The organism is Patulibacter medicamentivorans, assembly GCF_000240225.1.
Classification (GTDB): domain Bacteria; phylum Actinomycetota; class Thermoleophilia; order Solirubrobacterales; family Solirubrobacteraceae; genus Patulibacter; species Patulibacter medicamentivorans.
This window is the reverse complement of sequence record NZ_AGUD01000232.1, coordinates 1-8,720: the sequence shown is the minus strand read 5'-3', so window position 1 is coordinate 8,720 and position 8,720 is coordinate 1. Positions and strand designations below refer to the sequence as shown.

The 8,720-nt window shown below is 73.9% G+C and carries 9 protein-coding genes and 1 tRNA gene; 5 read left to right on the top strand and 5 right to left on the bottom strand.

Features of this window, described 5'->3' with window-relative positions; all coding sequences use genetic code 11:
• Positions 1–1,018 (bottom strand): hypothetical protein (locus tag PAI11_RS15420; protein WP_040600540.1); only part of this gene is annotated, 1,018 nt, incomplete at its 3' end.
• Positions 1,019–1,608: 590 nt separating this feature from the next.
• Positions 1,609–1,681, bottom strand: a tRNA-Gly gene (locus PAI11_RS15415).
• Positions 1,682–1,812: 131 nt separating this feature from the next.
• On the opposite strand from PAI11_RS15415, the gene PAI11_RS15410 reads away from it, so the two are divergent.
• From PAI11_RS15410 to PAI11_RS15390, 4 genes are all read left to right on the top strand, one after another.
• Entirely contained in the window at positions 1,813–2,397 is a 585-nt protein-coding gene (locus tag PAI11_RS15410) for a TlpA family protein disulfide reductase (protein ID WP_007576430.1), read from the top strand.
• Positions 2,394–2,993, top strand: coding sequence for a cytochrome c-type biogenesis protein (locus PAI11_RS24580; protein WP_007576428.1), 600 nt, complete (start codon positions 2,394–2,396; stop codon positions 2,991–2,993). The genes PAI11_RS15410 and PAI11_RS24580 overlap by 4 nt, the downstream gene beginning before the upstream one ends.
• A 7-nt stretch (positions 2,994–3,000) precedes the next feature.
• Positions 3,001–3,759, top strand: coding sequence for a cytochrome c biogenesis CcdA family protein (locus tag PAI11_RS15395; RefSeq protein WP_007576427.1), 759 nt, complete (start codon positions 3,001–3,003; stop codon positions 3,757–3,759).
• 178 nt (positions 3,760–3,937) lie between these two features.
• On the top strand, positions 3,938–4,609 hold the full coding sequence (locus tag PAI11_RS15390; protein ID WP_007576426.1) for a hypothetical protein: 672 nt from the start codon (positions 3,938–3,940) through the stop codon (positions 4,607–4,609).
• Between the two features lie 47 nt (positions 4,610–4,656).
• Here PAI11_RS15390 and argS read toward each other — a convergent pair whose 3' ends face one another.
• Positions 4,657–6,342: an arginine--tRNA ligase gene (gene argS / locus PAI11_RS15385; RefSeq protein WP_007576425.1), complete on the bottom strand. Its 1,686-nt coding sequence runs from the start codon at positions 6,340–6,342 to the stop codon at positions 4,657–4,659.
• Positions 6,343–6,446: 104 nt separating this feature from the next.
• Here argS and PAI11_RS15380 point away from each other — a divergent pair, with 104 nt between their 5' ends.
• Complete coding sequence (locus PAI11_RS15380; RefSeq protein WP_007576424.1) at positions 6,447–7,367, top strand: aminoglycoside phosphotransferase family protein; 921 nt, start codon at positions 6,447–6,449, stop codon at positions 7,365–7,367.
• A gap of 7 nt (positions 7,368–7,374) precedes the next feature.
• On the opposite strand, the gene PAI11_RS15375 is transcribed toward PAI11_RS15380, so the two are convergent.
• Positions 7,375–7,791 (bottom strand): 23S rRNA (pseudouridine(1915)-N(3))-methyltransferase RlmH, encoded by a 417-nt coding sequence (locus PAI11_RS15375; protein ID WP_007576423.1) that lies wholly within the window; start codon positions 7,789–7,791, stop codon positions 7,375–7,377.
• A partial coding sequence (locus tag PAI11_RS15370) for a M48 family metalloprotease (RefSeq protein ID WP_086000363.1) occupies positions 7,792–8,720 on the bottom strand: 929 nt, incomplete at its 5' end.

The window sequence follows — 8,720 nt, the reverse complement described above, 5'->3', positions numbered from 1 at the left end:
CCTGGACGGTGTCGACGCCGCAGTCGGCGGCGAGCATCCGTCGGCTGGCGTCGACGATCGCCTGGCCGCGGGCACCGTCGTTGAGGTCGGCGCTGATGGTGATGATGCCCAGCAGGGTCAGCGTCGGCATGCCGGAGATCCCGGTCTCGGTGACCGCGATCGGCTTCCAGGGCGGGATCCCGGCCATCATCATCTTCCAGCGGGTGAGGGCCAGCTCGACCATCGCGCCGTTGGTGAACGCGCTGTAGCTCGACGACCCGCCGGCCTGGTTGGCGTAGTCGTGGAGGCCGATCGCGTCGACGTCGTCGAGGATCGTCGGGTCGGCGTCGCGCATCTGCTTCAGGTACTCGACGTCGGGCACGGTCGCGTCGGCGCGGTAGTCGTACAACGGGTAGAGCCCGCCGGTCACGACCCGCACCGAGCGACCGGGCCCCAGCTCCGTCAGCACCGAGCGCACGAGCTGCGCGTACTGCGCGCCGTTCGGGTTGTTGGGGCACCAGCGGTAGGGGTGGTTCTGCTCGTTGCGCAGCTCGATGCTCGTCACCGGCAGCGCCGGCACGCTGGGATTCGCCGCCCACAGCGTTCCTCCCGGCCCGTAGCGGGCGACGAACGCCTTCGCGAACGCCCCGTAGTAGCTGGGGTGGGCGGGCATCCCGACCCCCTGGCCGCCGCGCCAGCAGCTCGACGGGACCTCGAACTTCGGCGTCCCGTCGAGGTCTGCCCATGCCCGGATGCCGCGCCGGGCCATCGCCAGCAGGGTTCGGTCGTAGGAGCTCCAGTCGTAGCTGTGGACGAGGGTGCCGCCGCTCGTGGTCGGCGCGGTCCGCTCGATCCAGCCCCAGCCGACGGGGATCCGGAGCTCCCTCGCGCCCATCCCCGCCGCCGTGCCGATCAGCAGGCTCGACCGGGCCGGGTTGGCGTCCATGTCGGTGACGACCTGCTGGCCGTTGAGACCGATCCGCTCGGCATGCGCCGCCGGACCGGCGGACGCGAACGCGGTGAGGAGCAGCAGCCCCACCACGGCTGCGCGGACTCGAAGGCGTCGATCCCCCGGGTGGCGACGCAAGATGGGATCGAGCACGATGGAGACACTCTAGAATCCAAATCGGGTCCAGCGGGATTGACTCTCGTCGATGGTGGTGGATCCGGGAGTCAACGGACGTCATGGTCCACACCACCGACGCGCGCTCGCCCGAACGTTTGGTGTTGGGGTTCGCCCAAATGGCGTCGATGCCCCGCATCTCCCGATCAGCACTGCTGATTCAGGAACTTCCCACCATTGAGCGACGCTACCCGAAAACTCCTACCGCGTGAGATTCGATGTAGGTAGCAATGAGCATCACTCCACTGACGTACGGAGGTCGCACTGGACCACGCGCGACCAACGCGCTAGCTTGCACTTGCCCGTGAGTGTGCATTCTCATACTCACGTGCCGAGACCTCGCCAAGCGCTGACACACAGCTGGCGGGGAGGGGGCGGCGGATGCGTCCGCCGCCCCCTGATCCATCCGCGGGCCGGTCCCGGGCCCGCGGCGGGGAGGCGATCCGACTCCGCCGAATCGCCTCAACGGAAGGAGCCCCGGTCCGGGGACCGGGGCTCCATCCAGAAGCGGCGGACGAGGCTCGAACTCGCGACCCTCAGCTTGGGAAGCTGATGCTCTACCAACTGAGCTACCGCCGCAACGGTCCGGCGAGGATATCGCGCGGGCGGCGATCGGGTCGCCCTGGCACTCGGGCGCGCGAGTGCGACCGCCCGGTCGCGCCGACCACGACTCCACGTGAAAACGTGGCAGGCCCTACCGTTCGGGGGCGATGCGTCGCTCCGCCGTGCCGCTGCTGCTCGCGTTCCTCGCCGTCGCGCTGATCGGGCTGCTCGTCTACGCGATGGCCCGGCCGGGCAAGGGCGAGGAGCAGCGGGACACGATCGACGCCCAGATCCAGGCCGGCAAGGTGGTCGCCGCGCCCGGGCTCGACCGGGTCCTGCCGCAGGTCGGCGCGCCCGGCACCAAGCGCGTCGCCGACTACCGGGGCCAGGTCGTCGTCCTGAACATCTGGGCCTCGTGGTGCATCCCCTGCGAGGCCGAGGCGCCGCTGCTGGAGCGCACCCACCGGGCGCTGCGCAAGGCCGGCGCCGGCACCGTGCTCGGGGTCACCAACCGCGACACGCCCGAGGACAGCACCGCCTTTGCGCGCAAGCACGGGATGACCTACCCGTCGCTCGGCGACCCCGGCAGCAAGCTGGCCACCGACTACGGCGCCCTCCAGGTCCCCGAGACGATCGTCCTCGACCGCGAGGGCCGGATCCGCGCCCTGCGCCGGGGCGAGGTCGACGTCGCCTTCCTGCGCCAGGCCCTGGCCAAGGCCGGCGTCCCGGCCGAGGGGCTGCCGGCGCGATGACCGCCGCCGCCCCGTCGATCGCGACCCGGCCGGCCGCCGGCGTCCTCCGGTCGCCCGTCGGCGCGGCGATCGTCGCGCTGCTGCTGGCCGTCCTGGCGCTGACCGCGATCGTCTCCCCCGCCGTCGCCGCCCCGCCGTCGGCCGCCGACCGCCAGGCGGTCGAGCGCGAGGTCGAGTCGCGGCTGATGTGCGTGACCTGCAACACGCCGCTCGAGCAGTCCGAGGCGACCCAGGCCAACCGCGAGCGCGACGAGATCGAGCGGCTGGCGGCACGGGGCCTGAGCGCTGATCAGGTCGTCGACCGGATGGTCGCGATCTACGGCGAGAGCGTCCTCATCGACCCGCCCGACGACACGGTCCGGCTGCTGCGCTGGCTGCTGCCGACCCTCGGTGCGCTCGTGGCCGCCGGACTGCTGACCGTGCTCGTCCGCCGCTGGCGCCGCCGCCGCGACCAGGCGGATGCGGCCACGCCCCCCGCCGTCGACCCCGATGGGCCGACCGGCGACGGCCCGCTCGATCCGACCGCCCCCTCCCCGACCCCGCCGACCGATGCGGACCAGCAGCGCCTGGACGCCGACCTGGCCCGCTACCGCTGAGCCCGCCGTGCCGCTCGCCACCGTCGCCGACCCCACGATCTTCGCCGCCTTCGCCGCCGGGCTGCTGTCGTTCGCCTCGCCCTGCGTGCTGCCGCTGGTCCCCGGCTACCTGTCGGTCCTGACCGGCGGCGCCAGCATCCGGCCGACGAGCGAGCGCCGGACCGGGGCGATCCTCGGCCCGGCCGCGCTCTTCTGCCTCAGCTTCATCCTGGTCTTCGTCGCGCTCGGGATGTTCGCGACCGGTGTCGGCGCCCCGCTCGCCCACAGCAAGTACACGCTCGAGGTCGTCGCCGGGGCGCTGCTGATGGCGATGGGCGCGATCTACCTGCTGACCCCGTTCGTCCCCTGGCTCAACCGCACGCTGCGCCCCGAGGTGCTGCTGCGCAAGGCCGGCAGCGGCGGGCCGGTCATCGCCGGGATGGCGTTCGCGATCGCCTGGACTCCGTGCACGGGGCCGATCCTCGGCGCGATCCTGACCGCGGCGGCGGCCCAGAGCGGCGTCGGCGGCGGCGCCTTCCTGCTGCTCTTCTACGGCCTCGGCCTGGCGGTGCCGTTCGTCGCCTCCGCCCTCGCCTTCGAGCGGGTCACGACCGCGGCGCGGGTGCTGCGCGACCACTACGCGATCATCACCGCGATCGGCGGGGTGCTGCTGCTGGTCGTCGGCTGGATCGTCGCCAACCACGAGATGACCCGGCTGGCGGCCGACGCCCGCAACCTCGCCGACAGCCTCGGCGTCGGCGGGGTGTTCGCGCTCTTCGAGCAGTAGCGCGGATCTCGGGGTTGACCCCGATGTGGTCGCAGGTCCCACGGCATAGGCTCGCCGTGCGTCCCGACGTGAGCGGCCGTCCCCGCGCAGTTCACGTGGGCTTCATGCGGCCCGTTCTACGGTGGCGTGCATCCAGATCATCAGGCCGGCCATGCCGGCCACGCACGAAGGGTCGACCATGCTCCACCGTCTTCGCCGCAGCCTGCGGTTCGCCAACGTCCTGTCCCTGCTCGCGCTGTTCGTCGCGCTCGGCGGCACCAGCTACGCCGCGATCACGATCACCGGCAAGAACGTCAAGAACAGCTCGCTGACCTCCAGCGACATCAAGAACGACTCGATCAAGTCCAGCGACATCAGGAACGGGTCGCTGCTGCGCAAGGACTTCAAGGCCGGCGAGCTGCCCGCCGTCGGGACGGGCACGCCCGGCACGCCCGGAACCCCGGGCACCCCCGGCACCCCCGGCACGCCGGGTACGGGGACCGCGCTCAACGGCTTCGCCACGACGACCTCGGCCAGCACGGCGATCTCGCTCAACGCCGGCGAGTTCAACGGCGGCGATCGCGTCGCCCAGCTGACGCTGCCGGACGGCGACTACATCCTCAGCAGCAGCGTCGAGGTCGGCTCCAACAGCGCCAACAGCGCGCTGGTCCGCTGCGCCCTGCGCGACAGCGGCCAGGCCACGTCGCAGGGATCGACCAGCACCCGTGCGCTGGCGGTCTTCAGCGGCACGATCGCGCTGTCGGGCGTCTCCGACGGCGGCCTCGTCGACCTGGTCTGCGTCAGCGACATCGGCGCGACGGCCCGCAATCGCGTGATCACTGCCACCCGGGTCGCGAAGCTCAACCCCTAGGCGACCGCTCCACGCGCCCCGGGCCGTCACCGGCCGGGGCGCGTGCGCTACATCCGCTCGGGCGCGTCGACGCCGAGGATCCCCAGCGCCGCCGCCAGCACCGCGGCGGTCGCGCGGCAGAGGTCGAGCCGGCGCGCCCGGACCTCGTCCGGGACGCCCGCGGCCAGCACCGGGCAGTCGCGGTAGAAGGCCGAGTACTGCCGCGCCAGCGCCAGCGCGTAGGTCGCGATCCGGTGCGGCGCCCGCCGGTCGGCCGCCTCGGCGACCTCGTCCGGCCACGCCAGCAGCGCCAGCAGCAGCTCGCGCTCGCCGTCGACGATCGCGGTCGAGGCGTCGGCCTCGTCGTCGCCCTCGCGCGCGCCGGTGACCTCGCCGTCGGCGGCCCGCTGCAGGATCGAGCGGATCCGCGCGTGGGCGTACTGGACGTAGTAGACCGGGTTCTCCTGCGACTGCTCGCGCGCCTCGGCCAGGTCGAGGTCGATCGTCGTGTCGTGCGAGCGGGCCAGCAGGTACCAGCGGGCCGCGTCGACCCCGATGTCGTCGACCAGCTCGTCGAGCGCGACGAACTCGCCGGCGCGCTTGCTCATCTTCGCCCGCTCGCCGTCCTCGAACAGGTTGACGAACTGGGTGATCAGGATCTCGATCCGATCCTCGTCGCCGCCGAGGGCGACGAACGCGGCCTTCAACCGGTGGATGTAGCCGTGGTGGTCGGCGCCCAGCACGTCGATCACCCGGTCGAAGCCGCGGACGCGCTTGTCGTAGTGGTAGGCGACGTCGGAGGCGAAGTAGGTCGGCCGGCCGTCGGCCCGCCGCATCACCCGGTCCTTGTCGTCGCCGGACTCGGTCGTCCGCAGCCACAGCGCGCCGTCCTGCTCGAACGAGCGGCCCTGCTCGGCGAGCACGCCGAACGCCTCGTCGACCTCGCTCGGGCGCGGCTCGGCCGAGCCCTCGGCGGGATCGCGCGGCTGGTGCAGCGAGCGCTCGCTGAACCAGCGGTCGAAGGTCGTCCGGAAGCGCTCCAGCGAGGCCTTCTGGCGGGCGACCATCAGCGCGATCCCGGCGACGGCGACCTCGTCGACCGGCCGCGTGGCGGCATCCGGGATCTCGGCGGCGACGTCGGCGACGTAGCTGCCCTGGTAGCCCTCCTCGGGCGGCTCCTCGCCCCGCGCCCGGGCCTGCAGCGAGGCGCCGAAGAGCGCCACCTGGTTGCCGAAGTCGTTGACGTAGTACTCGCGGTGGACCCGATGGCCGTGGAAGTCCAGCAGGTTCGCCAGCCCCGACCCGAACGCCGCGCCCCGGGCGCCGCCGATGTGGACCGGGCCGGTCGGGTTGTTGGAGACGTACTCCAGGTGGATCGCCTCGGGCACCGCGACGCCGGCGGCGCCGAACCGCTCGCCGGCGGCGACCACGTCGGCCAGCGCCGCGTCGAGCCAGGCGTCGGACAGCCGCAGGTTGAGGAACCCGGGACCGGCGACCTCGACCTCGCGGAGGGCGTCGCCGAGGTGCTCCTGGAGGGCGACCGTCAGCCGCTCCGCGATCATCGGCGGCGCCGCGCCGACGATCTTCGGCAGCAGCATCGCCGCGTTGGTCGCGAAGTCCCCGTGCGCCGCCTGCTTCGGCCGCTCCAGCGACGGCGCCGACCGCGGACGCTCTCCCCCGGTGACGTTCAGCACCGCGTCGTCGAGGACGGTGCGGAGTCGCTGCAGCGGAGAGGCGATCGTTGCGTCGGTCACGGTCCCCCACACGATAGGACGCCAGGAGCCTCGGGGGCGGGCGGGGCGGACCGACGGCACCCGGTTCGAGCTGGTCCGCTCCCCGTTCGCGCCAGGATGGAGGCATGTCCCCCGTCCCCGCCGCCGATCCCGCCTTCCGCCACCGCGTCCTCTCCGTCCACGGCGAGGCCGCTCGCGGCTGGCTCGACGACCTGCCCGGCATCGTCGAGCGGTGGCGCCGGACCTGGGACCTGGGACCGGTCCGCCCCTACCCGCTGAGCTACAACTGGGTCGCCGCGGCCGATCGGGCCGACGGCCGCCGCTGCGTCCTGAAGCTGGCCCCGCCCGGCCTCAGCGTGCTCGACGACGAGGCCCGGTGGCTGCGGCTGGCCGACGGTCGCGGGGCCGCCCGGCTGCACGACGCCGCGCCCGCCGACGGCGCGCTGCTGCTGGAGCGGATCGAGCCGGGCACGCTCCTCGCCGACCTGGCGCCGGCCCGCGACGACGACGCCTGCGACGCGATCGCCGCCGTGATCGCCGGCTTCCAGCGCCCCGAGCAGGTCGCCGACCCGGCGTTCGCCGCGATGCCGACGCTGCGCGAGCGGCTGGCCGACCTCGACGTCCACCGCGCCGCGCACGACGGCCACGACCCGCTGCCGGGCGCCGTCGTCGCGACCGCCACCCGCGTCGCCGGCCAGCTGCTCGACAGCGCCGGGCCCGACGTCCTGCTGCACGGCGACCTGCACCACGACAACGTCCTGCTCGACCAGCGCCGCGGCTGGCTGGCGATCGACCCGCACGGGCTGCGCGGCGACGCGACCTACGAGCCGTCGGCCCTGCTCTACAACCCGCTCACGCTCGGGCCCCAGGTCGCCCGGCTCGCCGAGCGCCGCTGCCGCCGGCTGGCCGCCGCCACCGGCTTCGCCGAGGAGCGGATCCGCGGCTGGAGCTACGTCCAGGCGGTGCTGTCGGCGGTCTGGTCGCTGGACGAGGACCCCGAGCCGGACGCCCACGTGCTGGCGGTCGCCGACGCGCTCGCGCCCTGATCGACGATCAGTGGTGGTACGGCTCGCCGCGCAGGATCCGGTGGGCGCGGTACAGCTGCTCGAGCACGATCACCCGCGCCAGCTGGTGCGGCAGCGTGATCGGGCCGAACGAGAGCCGCTCGTCGGCCCGCGCCAGGTCGAGCCCGTCGGCGCCGCCGATCACGAAGCAGAGGTCGCGACCGCTCGCCCGCCGCTGCTCCAGCCAGGTCGCCGCTGCGACGCTGTCGCGGGTCGGCGCGTCGATCGCCAGCAGCACGCAGTGCGCCCGCTCCGGCACCCGACGCGTCACCTGCTCGGCGTCGGCGTCGTCGCGCAGCTCGATCGCGTCGAGCTTGACGTAGGGCCGCAGCAGCTTCTCGTAGTGCGCCAGGTCGTCGAGGTAGGGCGCCCGCGTGCGCCCGACGGCGATCACCGTGACCCGCACTCAGCGCGCTCCACCGTCGCCGGGCCCGAGCACCGGCGGCCGCGGCGAGGGCAGCGGGATCCCGGCCTCGGTCGCGAAGCGGACCGCGGCCGCGATCCGGTCGAGCGTGGTCGGATGGGTGCCGAGCAGCAGCTGCATCAGCCGCGCCGGCCCGCGCGGGTCGGGGTCGCCGAGGTTGGAGACCACGATCTTCTGCTGGAACTCGACCATCGCGGCGGGATCGCGCGACCAGCGCAGGGCGTCGTCGTCGGCCCGCCGCTCGATCGCCCGCGAGAGCTGCCCCGACGCGGACGCCAGCAGGGTCCCGACCAGGCTCGAGGCCAGGAAGACCGCCGGCACCGAGACCGGCAGCGCGCCGCCGCGGCCGTCCGGGTGGCCGGCGCCCGGCCGCGTCAGCGCCTCGGCCAGGACCGCCGTCGCGCGCGTCGCGGGGCCGATCACGATCGCCAGCAGCGCCAGCCCGCGCGGGATGTCGCGGTGGACGACGTGGGACAGCTCGTGGGCCACGACGACCCGCGCCTCGCGGCCGGAGAACTGCTGCAGCAGCGTGTCCCAGAAGACGACCCGTCGCGAGCGCCCGACGCCGCTGACGTGGGCGTTGACGGCGGTCGTCCTGCGGCTCGCGTCCGAGACCAGCACCTTCTCGACCCGGACCCCGGCGCGCCGCGCGAGCTCCTGGACGTCGGCGACCAGCCGCGGGTCCTGCAGCGGCGTCGTGCGGCCGAACAGCGGCTCGATCAGGATCGGCGCGACGAACGTCAGCGCCGCCGACGCTCCGAGCCCGAGGCCCGCTCCCGGCAGCCACCAGCGGCGGGGCCAGCGCCGCACCAGCGCGGCGGTGCCGCCGCCGAGCAGCCCGCCACCGGCCGCGCTGAGCGCCGTCGAGCGGCCGACGTCGGCCGCCCACAGGCCCCAGCTGCCGGTCGCCA

Excerpts from the sequence above, each read along its gene's own strand:
- PAI11_RS15410 (WP_007576430.1), top strand. The coding sequence starts at position 1,813 with ATGCGTCGCTCCGCCGTGCCGCTGCTGCTCGCGTTCCTCGCCGTCGCG.
- PAI11_RS15380 (WP_007576424.1), top strand. The coding sequence starts at position 6,447 with ATGTCCCCCGTCCCCGCCGCCGATCCCGCCTTCCGCCACCGCGTCCTC.
- PAI11_RS15390 (WP_007576426.1), top strand. The coding sequence starts at position 3,938 with ATGCTCCACCGTCTTCGCCGCAGCCTGCGGTTCGCCAACGTCCTGTCC.
- PAI11_RS24580 (WP_007576428.1), top strand. The coding sequence starts at position 2,394 with ATGACCGCCGCCGCCCCGTCGATCGCGACCCGGCCGGCCGCCGGCGTC.